Source organism: Pseudomonas sp. TTU2014-080ASC (assembly GCF_001446935.1).
GTDB lineage: Bacteria > Pseudomonadota > Gammaproteobacteria > Pseudomonadales > Pseudomonadaceae > Aquipseudomonas.
This window is the reverse complement of the sequence record NZ_LKKK01000001.1, coordinates 724,551-739,996: the sequence shown is the minus strand read 5'-3', so window position 1 is coordinate 739,996 and position 15,446 is coordinate 724,551. Positions and strand designations below refer to the sequence as shown.

The window sequence follows — 15,446 nt, the reverse complement described above, 5'->3', positions numbered from 1 at the left end:
CATTTATAAAAAACGCTGCACTTACCGGCTAAAGAGACAAGCAAAGGAAGCAGCAGGTTTCATAGCTTGTCGAGCAGCGCCTGACCCGACCCTGCAAATCTGCGACAATCCCGCCCTTCAAAAATCCGCACGACAGTTCGCATGACCAACGCCATTCCTGCTTTTGATCAACTGCTGAAGAACCTCGACCAGACGTTGCTGGCTGACCGCCATCGCTTGCGCCGGCAATTGCATGAGCTGCGTAAGCAGACTCCGGTGGATGAGGCCAAGCTGGCGCAGTGGCTGGAGCGCTTTAATGCGTCCAAAGCCAAGGTCGAAGCGCGGCGTTTGAGTGTGCCGACGATCCGTTATGACGATGCGCTGCCGATTGCCGCCAAGCGTGACGAAATCAAAGCGGCCATCGCCAAGCATCAGGTGGTGGTGATTGCCGGTGAGACCGGTTCGGGTAAAACGACTCAGTTGCCGAAAATCTGTCTGGAGCTGGGGCGCGGTGTCAGCGGGTTGATCGGCCACACCCAGCCGCGTCGTCTGGCAGCGCGCAGTGTGGCGACGCGGGTGGCGGAGGAGATCGGCACGCCGTTGGGCGAGTTAGTCGGCTATCAGGTGCGCTTTGAGGATCAGAGCAACGAGCGCAGCCTGATCAAGCTGATGACCGACGGTATTTTGCTGGCTGAAACCCAGCACGACCGTTATCTGGAAAAGTACGACACGATCATTGTCGACGAGGCCCACGAGCGCAGCCTCAATATCGACTTCCTGCTGGGCTTTTTGAAAACCCTGCTGGAGCGTCGGCCTGATCTGAAGCTGATCATCACCTCGGCGACCATCGACCTGGAGCGCTTTTCCAAGCACTTCGGTGGCGCGCCGATTGTGGAAGTGTCCGGCCGCACCTATCCGGTGGAAACCTGGTACCGGCCACTGGCGGCTGAGCAGGACGAAGACGGCAACCGCGTCGAAGAAGACCTGTCGGTGGATCAGGCGATTCTCGCCGCGCTGGATGAAATCAGCGCTTATGAGAAGGCCGAAGGCAAGCGCCCCGGCGATATTCTGGTATTCCTCCCCGGCGAGCGGGAAATCCGCGATGCCGCTGAAGTGCTGCGCAAAGCCAATTTGCGCATGACCGAGGTGCTGCCGTTGTACGCGCGGCTGACACCGGCTGAGCAGCAGAAAATTTTCGCGCCGATGGGGGCACGCAAAATCGTGCTGGCCACCAACGTCGCGGAGACCTCGCTGACGGTGCCGGGCATTCGTTATGTGATCGACAGCGGCACGGCGCGTATCAGCCGCTACAGCTATCGGGCCAAGGTGCAGCGTCTGCCGATTGAGGCGATTTCCCAGGCCAGCGCCAACCAGCGCAAAGGTCGCTGCGGTCGTGTTGAGCCGGGTATCTGTATCCGCCTGTACAGCGAAGAGGATTTCAACAGCCGTCCGGCCTTTACTGACCCGGAAATCCTGCGTACCAACCTTGCCGCAGTCATCCTGCAAATGCTGCATTTGCGTCTGGGCCGGATTGAGGACTTCCCCTTTATCGAGCCGCCAGATGGCAAGGCCATCAGCGACGGTTTCAATCTGCTGCAAGAGCTTTCAGCGGTTAGCCGCGAAGGCCAGTTAACCCCGATTGGCCGCCAGTTGGCGCGGCTGCCGGTGGACCCGCGTCTGGGCCGTATGGTGCTGGAAGGGGCGAAGCAGGGCAGTCTCGACGAAACGCTGATTATCGCCAGCGCCTTGTCGGTGCAGGATGTGCGTGAGCGTCCGAGTGATCGTCAGCAGGCCGCTGATCAAGCCCATGCGCAGTGGAAGGATGTGGATTCCGATTTCGCTGCGTTGATCAACCTGTGGAACGGCTTTGAGGAACAACGTCAGGCCTTGGGGAGTAGCGCGCTGCGCAGTTGGTGCCGGAAGAACTTCCTCAACTACCTGCGTTTGCGTGAGTGGCGTGATGCACACCGCCAGCTGGTGCTGCTGTGCCGCGATCTGCAACTGAGCGGTAAAGGTCAGCGTGGCGGGCAGAACAAACCACAGCCAGCGCAGAATGCGCCGAAGCAGGATCAGCAACTGAGCGCTGCGCAAAAGGCCAAAGAGCTGGCCGAGAAGGAACAGGCGGCCCAGCGCAGCAAAAATTACGCTGCGGTACACAAGGCGATTCTGGCGGGCCTGCTCAGTCAGATCGGCCAGAAGACTGACGACGGCGATTACCTCGGTGCCCGTCAGCGCCGCTTCTGGGTGCATCCGTCCTCAGTAATTGGGCGCAAAAAGCCAAACTGGATCATGGCCGCTGAACTGGTGGAAACCAGCAAGCTGTTTGCGCGTATGGTGGCCAAGATTGAGCCGGACTGGATTGAGCCGCTGGCCGGGCACCTGATCAAGAAAAACCATCTCGAACCGCATTGGGAGAAGAAGCGCGGGCAGGTAGTGGCTTATGAACAGATCACCCTCTACGGGCTGATTGTGGTCGGTCGCCGTGCCGTGCATTTTGGGCCGATTGACCCGGCTGCTAGCCGTGAGTTGTTTATCCGTGAAGGTCTGGTTGGCGGTGAGATCAACTCCCGCGCTCGTTGCCTGACGGCTAACCGGCAGTTGCTAGAAAAGCTCGATGAGCTGGAAGCCAAGGCCCGCCGCCGCGACATTCTGGCGGACGAAGAAGCGCTGTTCGCCTTCTACGACACGCGCCTGCCAGAGAACATCTATCAGACCGCCACCTTCGACAGCTGGTACAAAACCGAAAGCGCGAAGAACCCGCACCTGCTGATCATGCAGGAAGAGGACGTGCTGGCCCGCGACGCCCGCGAAGTGACCGCCGCGCAGTACCCGAACAACCTACGTATCGGTGAGCTGAAGCTGCTGCTGAGCTATCACTTCGAGCCTAATCACCCGCGTGATGGCGTGACCCTGCGTGCCCCGGCTGCTCTGTTGCCGCAGTTGCCGGTGGAACGGTTGGAGTGGCTGGTGCCGGGTCTGCTGGAAGCGCGTTGCCTGGCACTGGTGCGCGGCTTGCCGAAAGCTCTGCGCAAAAACTTTGTGCCGGTGCCTGACTTTGTTGGCGCGGCTTTGGACAAGATCACCTTTGCCGACGGCAGCCTGCACGATGCGCTGGGACGTGAGTTGCTGCGTATGACCGGTGTGCGCATTAGCGATGAGGCCTGGGCCGAGTCTGCCGCGCAGCTGGAGCCGCATCTGCGGATGAATATCGAGGTGGTCGATAATCAGGGCAAGGTGCTGGGCGAGGGCCGTGATCTGGCTGAGCTGACTGCTCGTTTCAGCGCCGAAGGTCAGGCCGGTCTGGCGCTGCCGCAGACGGAAAAGACGCAGAAGCCGGTGGAGGCCAAGGCCTTCAATAACGTCGCCGAGAAGACTCAGCAGAAGGTCGCGGGGCTGTCGATGACGGTTTATCCGGCGTTGGTGGAAGAGGGCGGCGTGGTTAAGGAAGGGCGCTTCTCGACCCAGGCCGAGGCCGATTTCCAACATCGCCGTGCTCTGCAACGTCTGCTTCTGCAACAGTTGAGCGAGCAGGCCAAATTCCTACGCGGCAAGTTACCGGGGCTGACTGAGTTGGGCTTGCTGTACCGCGAGCAAGGCCGCATCGAAGCGCTGGTTGAAGACATTTTGCTGGCCAGCCTCGACAGCTGCGTGCTGGAAGGTGCTGAGCCGCTGCCCCGCGATGGCGCCGGGCTGGCTGCGCTGGCTGAAAGCAAGCGCGGTGACTGGACCAGCCATGCTGAACGCTTGGCGCGACTGACGCTGGAAATTCTCAAGCTGTGGCACGGTTTGCAGAAGCGCTTTAAAGGCAAGATCGACCTGGCTCAGGCCATGGCGCTCAATGACATCAAATTACAGCTGAGCAATCTGGTATATCCCGGTTTTGTCCGCGAAACCCCGGCGCAGTGGTTTAAGGAAATCCCGCGTTATCTCAAGGCAATTGAACAGCGGCTGGACAAAATCGGCAGTCAGGTGCAGCGCGACCGTGTCTGGAGTGGCGAGCTGGCAGGCTATTGGGAGCAGTATCAGGCGCGCTTGGGTAAACACCGTAAGGAAGGCAAGCGCGACCCGCAGTTGGAGCTGTACCGCTGGTTGCTGGAGGAGTACCGCGTGTCACTGTTCGCTCAGCAGCTGGGTACCAAGCAGCCGGTTTCGGATAAGCGTTTGAGTAAGCAGTGGAGTCAGGTCGAGGCCTGATCCAATAAAAACGGGCGACCTGTGAGGGCCGCCCGTTTTGCTTTATCAACTGGCCAGAGCCACTTGTTTGTTACTCACCGAGCGGCCGTAGACGAGGATGGTCACGATGCCGATGGCCACCAGAATGGTGCTTAGGCTGATCAGGCTGCTGACGCCGATGCTGTCAACCAAGCGCCCGCCGAAGAACGATCCCAACGCGATGTTGACCTGGAACAGGCAGACAAACAGCGGCATGCCACGCTCAACGTCTTTAGGCGCGACCACGAACATCCAGATGTTAGCGGTGGTCGGGAATGCGCCGAAGGCAAAGCCCCATATCGCGATCAGCATGGCAGCCCCGTTTAGGCTGGTGCCAAATTGCGGAATCAGCAGGGCGCTACTGCCCAGTAAGAGCGCCACCAGTGTCAGGGTGTGACGTACGCTGCGATTAGCGGCATAACCAGCGAAGGCATTCCCAACGACACCGGCTGCCCCATAGACCAACAGCAGCGAGCTGATCGTAGCCGCATCAAAATGGGCGTTGTATTTGAAGAAGGGCGCAACGTAGGTGTATGCCGCAAAGTGCGCCAGACCGATCAGCAGTACCGCAATCATGCCCACCCGTGCTTTCGGGATATACAGCAACGCAGGCAGATCACGGATGCCGATGGCCTTTTCCGGTTTCAGCTGTGGCAGACAGAAGACTTGCATCAGCAGCACCGGGATGGCCAGCAGCCCGGTGACCATAAAAGTCATGCGCCAACCCATCAAACCACTGAGCCAAGTGCCTAAGGGAACGCCGACCACGGTTGCCAGGGTCACACCTGCCATGGTGATGGCGCTGGCCTTGGCGATATCAACGCCATCGGGAGCGAGCCGGGCACTCAGGGCAATGGCTGTGGCCCAGAAGCCCCCAATACTTGCGCCGAGCAGGATTCGTCCGAACAGCAGTGTGCCGAAGTCTGAGGCGAATGAGGTCAGGATGTTGGCCACTATCATCAGCAGTGTCAGTGCGATCAACAGGTAGCGGCGGTCGAGAGCTCGGATGCCCACTGAAGTAAAAATTGCTGACAGGGCCGCCATTACTCCGGGCAGAGTGACCATCAGGCCTGCGTCTCCGGAGCTGATGTTCAGGTCGGTGGCGACGTCGTTAAGTACGCCTACTGGCAGAAACTCACTGGTAACCAGCGCAAACGCGCCCATGGACACCGAGATAAGCGCGAGCCATTGCTGGAGTTTGTTTTGTTGGTGGTGCTGCAACGTGGGTCTGAATATCGACATGATCGCGCTTCCAAGCTGGTTTAAGTCCATTGGACAGAATGAGCGCGAGTATAAGAACGGGAGCGGGCACTCAAATACCTGAGTGTTTTGATAGTACAAATCAGGCTGAGTGATTTTCTAAAGTTCGCTATTTATAACTAAAGGTTTTAAGCGGCTCAGGGCCGAGTTCTGCGGCCCTGAGCGCAACACGACTCTCTGGGTTCAGCCGCGCGCGGGAATATTCAGCCCCCGGACAACCGCCGGGCGTTGGACAAAGCGTTCAAGAACACGCTTCACCTGTGGGAATTTCTCAAAGCCGACCAGATCAGCGGCTTCATAAAAACCGATCAAATTCCGCACCCACGGGAATACGGCGATATCGGCAATGCTGTAATCGTCGCCCATGATCCATTCGCGGCCTTGCAGATGTTGGTCTAACACCCCGAGCAGTCGTTGCGACTCGGCGACAAAACGGTCACGCGGGCGTTTGTCCTCGTAGCTGCTACCCGCGAACTTATGGAAGAAGCCCAGTTGGCCGAACATCGGTCCCACACCACCCATCTGCCACATCAGCCATTGCAAGGTTTCGTAACGCTGCGTACCGCTCTTGGCCAGAAGCTGACCGGTTTTGTCGGCCAGGTAGATCAGGATCGCGCCAGACTCGAACAGTGCCTGAGCATTTCCGTCCGGGCCGTTGGGGTCGAGGATGGCTGGAATCTTGTTGTTTGGGGCCAGAGACAGGAAGGCCTCGCTTAACTGGTCGTTCGTGTCAAAGCTGACCAGGTGCGGCTCATAAGGCAGACCGGTCTCTTCCAGCATGATTGAAACCTTCACCCCGTTTGGCGTTGGCAGCGAATACAGCTGCAGGCGCTCGGGGTGTTTTGCAGGCCATTTACGGGTAATCGGGAAAGCTGAGAGATCTGACATGGAACCTCCGTTCATTAGGTCAGTGATCCAGAGTAGCGGGCTTTAAGAGCTGGGGGCAGTCTTGCAGAATTTCATGGGCCGGCTGTCGAAAGTTTCCCTGAGTAGCTGAACAGCTGTGCAGGCTTCATGACGGCCAGGAGCAACGGCTATTCTGTAAATCTTATGGAAGAGTGTTGATATGACAGACGAGAGCCCCAGCGTACACCTTATGCAATCCGATCACTTTAATATTGGTGAGCACATCATCGGTGTCACGGCCTTTCTCGGCGGTACCGCTAATGTGATCATGCAACTGGGCCTGCAACCTGTTGCTTACGGTGTAATGGAGAGCACTGTACGCAGTGGCAACGTCATGCAGCATCCGTTCAAACGCCTGCGAACTACGCTCACGTATCTCGCCGTCGCCATGCTTGGCAGCGAGGAAGAGCGTGAGGCATATCGCCAGGAGGTGAATCAGGTGCATCAGTTCATACGCAGCAAACCAGGCAGCCCGGTGGGCTACAACGCTTTTGACCCGAACCTGCAACTGTGGGTTGCGGCGTGTCTGTATTACGGTTTTGTCGATCTGCTGGAGAAGGTGCGCGGGCCTATGGATGAGGCCACCGCTGATGCTTTTTACGCCCACAGCACTCGCCTGGGGACTACGTTGCAGGTGCGCGCGGAAATGTGGCCGGCCAATCGTGCAGCGTTTCAGGAATATTGGGATGCGCAGCTAAGCACGCTTGAGATTGATGACACGACCCGGCGCTTCTTCAATGATCTGATCGATTTGAAGATGTTGCCGCGCGGTGTGGAGTGGCTGTTTGCGCGGCTGCACCGGTTTGTGGTGGCAGGCTGCTTGCCGGAACCGTTGCGCAACGCTATGTACATGCGCTGGACGGCCTCTGAGCAACGCCGTTTTGACCGTCTGATGAGGCTCATACGCGTGTTGCTCAAGCTGCAACCGCGCATCCTGCGTCAGTTTCCGCTCAATTATTATCTGTGGGATATGCGCCGTCGCCTGCGCAGCGGCAAACCTCTGGTTTGAAGGCTTGCCCGCTGATCTGCACAGCGGATTTCTCCCGCACGAAATAAGCCGGTATCGTGGCGGGGTCAGACTGCAACTGTATGGAGTGAACCTATGAGCCTCTATGGCGACTACGACGACCAGAACATCTTTGCCAAGATCATTCGCGGTGAAGCACCGTGCTACAAAGTCTACGAAGATGACGATGTACTGGCCTTCCTTGACCTGTTTCCCCAGTCCTATGGCCATACGTTGGTTATTCCCAAGCGTGCCGCTGCCCGCAACATTCTGGAAATCGATCCGGACAACCTGAGTAAGGTGATGGGCGTGGTGCAAAAACTGTCCCGCGTGATCGCCGAAGAGCTTGAGCCTGCAGGCGTGCAAATCGCCCAGTTCAACGGCGCACCAGCCGGGCAGACCGTGTTCCACTTGCATGTCCATATCATTCCGCGCTTTGACGGCGAGGCGTTGGGTATTCATGCCGCCGGTAAGGCTGACGACGACGTGCTGACTGCTTTGCAGGCACGGATACAGCGTCGTCTGGGATTATAACTATCGTACTGACGTACCTCCCTGTGCCATGCTGATGCTGCTGCGTAAGGCGCTTAAGCCTGGCGCAGCAGCATCTGTTTTGCCCATTTTCTGCATTCATCTGCCCATGGAGGGCTGCTATGCGATTGATCGGTGCGGCACTTGTATTGTCTTTGGTAACCGGTTGCTCATCCTGGAAGGTAGCGCCGGAGGATATCCGACCAGTTCCAGCGGATCGCCTACTCAGTCACCAGCAACCGCTGGCGACGGGTGGCCAGATCACGGTTAGCCGCGATTTGGGCGGTATGGGCGCAGGTTGCTATATCGCCGTCTTGATCGACCGTAAGGTCGCCGCCCGGATTGGCGTTGGCGAAGAGGCGCAGTTTCAGGTGCCGGTAGGTACTCGTGTATTGGGTATCGGCATCGATAAGGCGGATGACACCTTGTGCGGTAAGGGCCGTCTGAATCTGGAGCAGGCGCTTAGCGTAGAGGCTGGCAGCCAGCACGCATTCCGCATTCGTACCGATAACATCAAAGGCGTCTACATCACACCTGTTGAAGAATAGGGACGCTTGGTTGCCATCTTGGTTTTGAGGGGGGAGTGCCTGTGCAGGGACTATCTGTAGCGGTCGTCGGCGCAGGCACGGCGGGACTTGCTTGCGCACTGTTTTTGCGTCGTCTGGGGTTCAGTGTGCGGGTGCTGGAGCGCGTGCAGTCATTGCAGGCGGTTGGTGCCGGAGTGTTGTTGCAACCCTCAGGCATGGCTGTTTTGCAGGAACTGGGGCTTTTGGCCGAATGCAGCCGCTTTGGTGCTCCGGTAAGCCGCCTGTACGGCACCACCAGGAAAGGCCGGACAATTCTGGACACGCGCTATGCCCACTGGAAGCCGGGCAGTTTCGGCATGGGCATGCACCGCAGTGTGCTGCTGACCGTCCTGCGCAACGCGCTGCGGGAAGCTGGCGTAGAGGTTGAAACCGGAGTCGAAATCAGTCGCTTCAGCCAGCAGGCTAATTGCGTACAGCTGTTTCGCGCTGACGGCCAGGGCGCAGAGCAGCACGTGGGGGATTTCAGTGCGCTGATTCTCGCTGATGGTGTGCGCTCAGTGTTGCGTCAGCAGATGAAGGTAAAGCAGTGGTTCGAGCCTTATCCGTGGGGCGCGCTCTGGAGTCTGGTGCCCACCCCGATTAATGCTGCGAGCACTGAGCTACGCCAGTGGTATCAAGGTTGTTCACAGATGTTCGGGATCATGCCAACAGGCAGGCCTTATCACGCGCCCGAGCAAGCCTTAAGCAGTTTGTTCTGGAGCATTCCAGTTACAGGGTTCGCTCACTGGCGTGAAGGTGGGATTGATGCCTGGAAGGCTGACGTACTTTCATTAGCCGGTTCCGCTGCTGAGCCTTATCTGGAGCAGATCAGTCAGCCTGAACAGATCAGTCAGGCGGTCTATGCCGATGTGCGCATGCAGCAGTGGCATGATGGTCGGGTATTGGCTGTGGGGGACTGTGCTCACGCCATGAGCCCGCAGCTGGGGCAGGGCGCGAATATGGCCCTGGTGGATGCCGCTGCGCTGGCGGCCTGTGCTGCCAGGCAAGCCGTGACTGCAGCGAACTGGCCGGAGACGTTTGCCGGATACGCTCAGGCGCGCCATACACATCTGCGCTTCTACCGTCAGGCCAGCCGGCTGTTAACGCCGTTATTTCAGTCCCACACCCAAAGCTGGGGCCTGGTGCGTGATGTGCTGATGGTGTTGGCCCGGCATAACCCGCTGGGTCGCCATCATGCTGCAAGCACTCTGGTTGGCGGACGGCAAAGCTGGTGGGCTAACGCCAGTGCATGCGAACTGCACTGTTGGGACGGTAAACAACAGCCCGCTCCCATCCGCGATGGTGTCTCTGAGGAAGAGTCGACTGCTGCGCTCTAGCGATATTCGTTAATTATCTGATCAAACCTGCCTTCCTCGGCCATTTGCTCCATGGCGTGCAACAGCTCAAGCACGGGCACATCCGGTTCATTACGAACAATGCAGGAGACGGGTACGGTGGCCAGCACACTTTGAGCAAACAGGCGTTGCTCTGGCGTTTGATGGCGGTTGAACCAGGCTAGCGAGTGTTCATTGGTGATGGCATAGCGGTAGCGACCGGCTCGTAGTTTCAGTAGCGCCTGATCTTGCGTGCGGGTGTCTTCACGGAATAACTGCCCGCGCTCAAAAAGTGGTTGCAGGCGTGGGTAGTTAAAACCCAGTACGGTGCCTATACGCTCTCGCTGCAACTCCTCGACCTTAAAACTGCCCGGTTCGGTACTGACCAGCAGATCGCGCTGACTCATAAAGGGACGAGTCCAGATAAAGCGCTTATGGCCTGCGTTAATCCAGCTTGGGCTCACATAGCAGCGCACGTCGATATCCCCGGAGTCCATCGCCCGCTCGACGCGCATATGCGGCAACACAATCAGCTTTGCTTCACGGCCAACCTTGGCAGCCAGCGCCCGCTGCAGATCAACCAAAATGCCCTCTACGGCAGTGTCATGTTCGATGCGAACCATCGGCATGCCCCAACTGTCATTGATGGCAAAGCGCAGGGGGGACTGGTCAGCCTGAAGCGTTGTGCAGGCCAGCAACAGGCAAGCAGCTATGAACTTGAGCACCTGAAATTCCAGAGCAAGTGTGACAACACGGCTGGATCAGCCCAGCCGACACAGATCGCAAAGCGTACGGTTCAGGATGGTTCGAAGCGTTAGGGGCGGTAGACCGTAGTCAATGCCGGCAAATGGCAACCAGGTAACTTCGTACTATTTGTGAAGCCGTTCTAATCTTTTTTCATGCCGTGACTTATTAGTCAATCCCCAAGGCATTGCCAGGCGCAGTCTGTAGCTGTGCGTGGGGCATCTTGGAGCGCACTATTGAGCATGCGGAAATGCCATGTTCGCCCACTTTGCTGGCATTTTTGCCCTGATAACGGGTAGTTTGGTGCATATAACCTGATCGAGTGAGCGGACGGATAAGCCTTTGGTGTGGCAGAATCTAACGTTCATACAGGTCAATTAAATCGAATCCATAACAGTACCTGTCCCCCCGACTTTTGCCCCGGTTGTTGGATCGGGGCTTTTGCATAATTGATCGCTGCCTGTGGCGATGAACAAGAGGAATGACCGTGCACAACGTCGTTATCAGCGGTACCGGGTTGTACACCCCTGCAAATAGCATTTCCAACGATGAGTTGGTGGCGGCCTTCAACGCCTATGTGCAGCAATTCAATGCCGACAATGCTGCTGCTATTGCCAGCGGTGAAGTTGAGGCACTGAATGAATCCAGCAGTGCCTTTATTGAAAAAGCGTCAGGCATCAAGAGCCGTTTTGTCATTGATCGTGATGGCATCCTTGACCCGCAGCGCATGACCCCGCGCATTCCAGAGCGCAGCAACGACGAGTGGGGCATCCTCTGCGAGATGGCTGTAGTTGCCGCCAAAGAAGCCCTTGAGCGGGCCGGTCGTACGGCTGCGGATATCGACGGTGTAATCGTCGCTTGCTCCAACCTGCAACGTGCTTATCCGGCTGTGGCCATTGAGGTTCAGGCTGCGCTGGGCATCAACGGTTTTGGCTATGACATGAACGTCGCTTGCTCGTCGGCGACCTTTGGCCTGCAAGCCGCAGCCAACAGCGTGCAGCTGGGCCAAGCCCGTGCGGTGCTGTTGGTTAACCCGGAAATTTGTACTGGCCATTTGAACTTCCGCGACCGCGACAGCCACTTTATCTTTGGTGATGCGGCCACTGCAGTGATTGTTGAGCGTGCCGATCAGGCCACCTCCAAGCATCAGTTCGACATCGTCAGCACCAAACTGGCGACTCAGTTCAGCAACAACATCCGCAACAACTTCGGCTTCCTCAACCGCTGTGCGGAAGAGGGCATAGGCGCTGTCGACAAGCTATTTGTGCAGGAAGGTCGCAAGGTGTTCAAAGAGGTGTGCCCGATGGTGGCCGAGCAGATCGCGACGCACCTGCAGGAGAACAACCTCAACGTTAACGATGTGAAGCGTTTCTGGCTGCACCAGGCCAACCTCAACATGAACCTGCTGATCATCCGCAAGCTGTTGGGGCGTGATGCTGAGCCGCATGAGGCTCCGGTGATTCTGGATACTTACGCCAACACCAGTTCGGCCGGTTCGGTGATTGCACTGCACAAGCATCAGGACGATCTACCGTCTGGTGCGCTGGGTGTGCTGAGCTCGTTCGGTGCCGGTTACTCCATCGGCAGCGTGATTCTGCGCAAGCGCTAATCCGCTTTAGATCAGCAGCGCCGCATTGGCGCTGCTGGTGCTGTGCTTACTCTGCTTCACTCTGCGCTGCTTTCAGTGCCTCATAGGCGGGCGCTGCGTAAATCCCTACTTCTACGGCCAACTCCATCACCCGAGGCAGATCGGTGGTGTAGACCAGCACGGCTTGTAGTTCGTCATCCAGCGGTTCGCTGAAGTCCACCAGTACATAGCCTTTGGTTTCCGGCGACAGGCTGGAGAGCTGCACCTGAATACGGTTCAGGGCTTTCAGTGCCTCAGTCTTGGCCAGTTGCTTGGGCTTGAGTACGAAGTTGACTTCAGGGCCGAAGGATTCGGTGATCTGCTTGAACAGCTCTTCATAGCTGTCAGCTTGGAACAGCACGGTCTCCGGCAGGCTGCCGACAATCATCCATTCGCCCAGCGGGATCGGGAAGGTGTCGTCGTAGTTGATATCCGGGTTTGCGGCCAGAAAAGCCTGCGGGTCGGCGTAAGCTTGGGCAGCTTCGTCGGCGATCTTGGCGACTTCTTCTGGCAACATGCAGCCCGAGCTAATTTTGCTGATCAATTCTTCGAGCTGGTTTTTCATAGGGTGAATCCTGCGGCAAACAAATGGTCGCAAAGGATAGCCCGAAATCCGTCGACAGGCGCTGCGTTTCGCGCCGACGGGCTGTTAAGCTGCGCGTTTTTTAAGAACTGTACTATGGAGTTTGTGTGAGCGATCGCATTCATCCGCTGGCAGGGCAGCCGGCTCCGGCAACGATGTTGACCAATATTGAACGCTTGCTGGCGGCTTACTACGAACAGCAGCCTGATCCGTCTAATCAGACCCAACGTGTTGCGTTTGGCACCTCAGGGCATCGCGGCAGCTCCTTCAGTGGCAGCTTTAACGAGCAGCACGTACTGGCGATTAGTCAGGCTATTTGCGAGTACCGCGCTGCTCAGGGCATCACCGGGCCGTTGTTTATCGGCGCTGACACCCATGCACTGTCCCATCCGGCCCTGGAAAGCGCCATTGAAGTGTTGGCGGCTAACGGCGTGCACACGCTGATTTCGGCAGGCGGCGAATTCACTCCGACTCCGGCCGTGTCTCAGGCGATTCTGGTGCACAACCGCGGGCGCAGCAGCGCTCTGGCGGATGGCATTGTGATTACTCCATCGCACAACCCGCCGGATTGCGGCGGCTTCAAGTACAACCCTACCAATGGCGGCCCAGCCGATAGCGACATCACCACCTGGATTCAGAACCGTGCCAATGCGTTGCTGGAAGGCGGCCTGCGTGAGGTCAAGCGCATGCCGCTGGCTCAGGCGCGCCAGGCGGATAACGTGCGTGAGTACGATTACCTGAGCAGCTATGTGAATGATCTGGGCAATGTCATCGACTTTGACCCGATCCGCAGCGCTGGTCTGCGTTTGGGCGTTGACCCGCTTGGTGGGGCTGGTGTGCATTACTGGGGGCGCATTGCTGAGCAATACGGCCTGAATCTGGATGTGGTCAGCCAGGTGATTGATCCGCAGTTCGCTTTTATGAGTCTGGATTGGGACGGACAGATCCGTATGGACCCGTCGTCTAGTCACGCCATGCAGCGTCTGATCGGCCTGAAGAACGGCTACGACATCGCCTTTGCCTGCGATACCGATTACGACCGCCACGGCATCGTCACGCCGAGCGTCGGCCTGATGCCGGCGAACCACTTCCTAAGCGTTGCCATCGACTATCTGTTCCAGAATCGCCCTCAATGGAGTGCGGGTGCTGCTGTGGGTAAGACCTTGGTCAGCAGCGCGATGATTGACCGCGTGGCGCTGCGTCTGGGGCGTCCGTTGCAGGAGGTGCCGGTGGGCTTTAAATGGTTCGCCAGCGGCCTGTTTGACGGCTCGCTGGGCTTTGGTGGCGAGGAGAGTGCCGGTGCCACTTTCCTGCGCCGTGATGGTCAGGTCTGGACGACGGATAAGGACGGCATCGCTCTGGCCCTGCTGGCTGCGGAAATGACCGCTGTGCGCGAGCGTGATCCGGGCGAGCTGTATCGCGGCCTGGAAAACGAGTTCGGTGCCATTTGGGCTGATCGTCAGGATGCTCCGGCAACGCCGCAGCAGAAGGCCGCTCTGAGCAAACTGTCGGCAGCCCAAGTGCGCAACAGCGAGCTGGCGGGTGATGCCATCGTTCAGGTGCTGGACAAGGCACCGGGCAATGGCGCGGGGATCGGTGGCATCAAGGTGATTAGCGAAGGCGGCTGGTTTGCTGCGCGTCCGTCCGGCACTGAGGATATCTACAAGATCTACGCCGAAAGCTTCCGCGACGAAGCCCATCTCCAACGTATCTTCAGCGAAGCGCAGGCGCTGGTCAGCGCTGCGCTGTAACGCCTGTTGCCGGAGGCTCGCTTAATCGAGTTGAGCTTCCGGCATGCTCAGCACGCGTGGGATGCGCCCAGCGTCCCAGCGCTCAATTGCCCATTTCAACAGCTCTGCTGGCTGGCCATAGGCTGCGCCATCGGGCACTTTTTGGCCGAGCGCACGCAGGGCACGAATCAGCAGCGGTGTAGCCTGGTCGGAGGGTAAGGGCGGTGAACGGTAGGATTTGCCCAGCTTGTGCCCGTCTGGCTGAGTCAGCAGCGGCACATGCAGATAACGTGGTTGCGGCAGGCCGAGCAATTCCTGCAGATACAGATGGCGTGGGGTGGAGTCGAGCAGGTCAGCACCGCGCACGATGTCGGTCACGCCTTGCCAGGCATCATCCAGCACCACGGCCAGTTGATAAGCATACAGACCGTCGCGGCGGCGGATGATGAAGTCCCCGGATTCTCGGCCCAGATGCTGGCGGAACTCGCCCTGCACACGATCAGTAAATTGGTAGATCAGCTCCGGCACGCGGATGCGGATGGCAGCGTTATCAAAACCATGGCCGGCGTTGCGGCAAGTGCCGGGATAAATACCGTTGGTGCCTTCCAGCTGTTTGCGCGAGCAGGTGCAGGCGTAAGCCAGCCCTTGGCTAAGCAGTTTGTCGATCAGTGCCTGATAAGCGTCATGTCGCTCACTTTGCCTGACCACTTCGCCGTCCCATTCGAAACCATAGGTTTCCAGGGTTTGCAGAATCGCAGCCTGTGCGCCCGGCATTTCTCTGGGCGGATCAATATCTTCCATGCGCAGCAGCCATTTGCCGTTGGCGGCGCGTGCGTCAAGATAGGAGGCAAGGGCGGCAACCAGCGAGCCGAAGTGCAGGTAGCCACTGGGCGTAGGGGCAAAGCGCCCGATATAGGCAGGTCTGTTCATAGCAGGCAACAAATACAGCAGGCCAGAAACAACAAAGG

The 15,446-nt window shown here is 58.2% G+C and carries 12 protein-coding genes; 7 read left to right on the top strand and 5 right to left on the bottom strand.

Annotated features, from left to right (window positions below):
• Nucleotides 1-141 precede the first annotated feature (141 nt).
• Nucleotides 142-4,173: an ATP-dependent RNA helicase HrpA gene (gene hrpA, locus AO726_RS03465; protein WP_058066647.1), complete on the top strand. Its 4,032-nt coding sequence runs from the start codon at nucleotides 142-144 to the stop codon at nucleotides 4,171-4,173.
• Nucleotides 4,174-4,218: 45 nt separating this feature from the next.
• On the opposite strand, the gene AO726_RS03460 is transcribed toward hrpA, so the two are convergent.
• Together AO726_RS03460 and AO726_RS03455 are read right to left on the bottom strand one after the other, a co-directional pair.
• Nucleotides 4,219-5,433, bottom strand: coding sequence for an MFS transporter (locus AO726_RS03460; protein WP_058066646.1), 1,215 nt, complete (start codon nucleotides 5,431-5,433; stop codon nucleotides 4,219-4,221).
• Between the two features lie 201 nt (nucleotides 5,434-5,634).
• On the bottom strand, nucleotides 5,635-6,339 hold the full coding sequence (locus AO726_RS03455) for a glutathione binding-like protein (RefSeq protein ID WP_058066645.1): 705 nt from the start codon (nucleotides 6,337-6,339) through the stop codon (nucleotides 5,635-5,637).
• 178 nt (nucleotides 6,340-6,517) lie between these two features.
• On the opposite strand from AO726_RS03455, the gene AO726_RS03450 reads away from it, so the two are divergent.
• From AO726_RS03450 to AO726_RS03435, 4 genes are all read left to right on the top strand, one after another.
• The gene (locus tag AO726_RS03450) at nucleotides 6,518-7,366 is read left to right on the top strand and encodes an oxygenase MpaB family protein (RefSeq protein ID WP_058066644.1); all 849 of its coding nucleotides are present in this window, start codon (nucleotides 6,518-6,520) and stop codon (nucleotides 7,364-7,366) included.
• A 93-nt stretch (nucleotides 7,367-7,459) separates the two neighbouring features.
• Nucleotides 7,460-7,897, top strand: coding sequence for an HIT family protein (locus AO726_RS03445; protein WP_058066643.1), 438 nt, complete (start codon nucleotides 7,460-7,462; stop codon nucleotides 7,895-7,897).
• A gap of 119 nt (nucleotides 7,898-8,016) precedes the next feature.
• Nucleotides 8,017-8,442 carry a hypothetical protein gene (locus AO726_RS03440; RefSeq protein WP_058066642.1) on the top strand — a complete coding sequence of 142 codons (426 nt, stop codon included), beginning with the start codon at nucleotides 8,017-8,019 and terminating at the stop codon, nucleotides 8,440-8,442.
• Nucleotides 8,443-8,483: 41 nt separating this feature from the next.
• Complete coding sequence (locus AO726_RS03435; RefSeq protein WP_058067083.1) at nucleotides 8,484-9,797, top strand: FAD-dependent oxidoreductase; 1,314 nt, start codon at nucleotides 8,484-8,486, stop codon at nucleotides 9,795-9,797.
• On the opposite strand, the gene AO726_RS03430 is transcribed toward AO726_RS03435, so the two are convergent.
• A complete protein-coding gene (locus tag AO726_RS03430; RefSeq protein WP_241492040.1) occupies nucleotides 9,794-10,519 on the bottom strand; it encodes a substrate-binding periplasmic protein in 726 nt (241 codons plus the stop codon). The two genes, AO726_RS03435 and AO726_RS03430, sit on opposite strands and share 4 nt — an antisense overlap.
• A gap of 506 nt (nucleotides 10,520-11,025) precedes the next feature.
• Between AO726_RS03430 and AO726_RS03425 the strand changes: the two genes are divergently transcribed.
• Nucleotides 11,026-12,147: a beta-ketoacyl-ACP synthase III gene (locus AO726_RS03425; RefSeq protein ID WP_058067082.1), complete on the top strand. Its 1,122-nt coding sequence runs from the start codon at nucleotides 11,026-11,028 to the stop codon at nucleotides 12,145-12,147.
• 46 nt (nucleotides 12,148-12,193) lie between these two features.
• Here the strand turns inward: AO726_RS03425 and AO726_RS03420 are convergent, their stop codons facing one another.
• Nucleotides 12,194-12,730 (bottom strand): hypothetical protein, encoded by a 537-nt coding sequence (locus tag AO726_RS03420; RefSeq protein ID WP_058066640.1) that lies wholly within the window; start codon nucleotides 12,728-12,730, stop codon nucleotides 12,194-12,196.
• Between the two features lie 173 nt (nucleotides 12,731-12,903).
• Here AO726_RS03420 and pgm point away from each other — a divergent pair, with 173 nt between their 5' ends.
• Entirely contained in the window at nucleotides 12,904-14,499 is a 1,596-nt protein-coding gene (gene pgm, locus AO726_RS03415) for a phosphoglucomutase (alpha-D-glucose-1,6-bisphosphate-dependent) (protein WP_058067081.1), read from the top strand.
• Between the two features lie 21 nt (nucleotides 14,500-14,520).
• On the opposite strand, the gene gluQRS is transcribed toward pgm, so the two are convergent.
• Complete coding sequence (gene gluQRS, locus AO726_RS03410) at nucleotides 14,521-15,408, bottom strand: tRNA glutamyl-Q(34) synthetase GluQRS (protein WP_058066639.1); 888 nt, start codon at nucleotides 15,406-15,408, stop codon at nucleotides 14,521-14,523.
• Nucleotides 15,409-15,446 lie beyond the last annotated feature (38 nt).